Annotated in this window: 2 tRNA genes; both read right to left on the bottom strand. The window is 48.4% G+C overall.

Annotation, left to right across the window (positions count from 1 at the left end):
* Window position 1 precedes the first annotated feature (1 nt).
* Window positions 2–74: transfer RNA gene (locus tag H6B31_RS16980), tRNA-Ala, on the bottom strand.
* Between the two features lie 103 nt (window positions 75–177).
* Window positions 178–254, bottom strand: a tRNA-Ile gene (locus tag H6B31_RS16975).

The raw sequence follows: 254 nt of genomic DNA, 5'->3' as shown, positions 1-254 counted from the left end.
GTGGAGGTTACCGGACTCGAACCGGTGACCCCTTGCTTGCAAAGCAAGTGTTCTACCAGCTGAACTAAACCCCCGGTGAAATTGACAATTGACAATTTATAATTGACAATTACTTCGCTCCGCTTCCGCCTCGCTCCGATATTGTCAATTGTCAATTATTCATTGTCAATTATTTTTTGGTGGGCCCAAGTGGACTCGAACCACCGACCTCACGATTATCAGTCGTGCGCTCTAGCCAGCTGAGCTATGGGCCC

The organism is Pseudoflavonifractor capillosus (assembly GCF_016899775.1).
In the GTDB taxonomy this organism is placed as follows: Bacteria; Bacillota; Clostridia; order Oscillospirales; family Oscillospiraceae; genus Lawsonibacter.
This window is presented reverse-complemented; position numbering and strand designations above follow the sequence as displayed.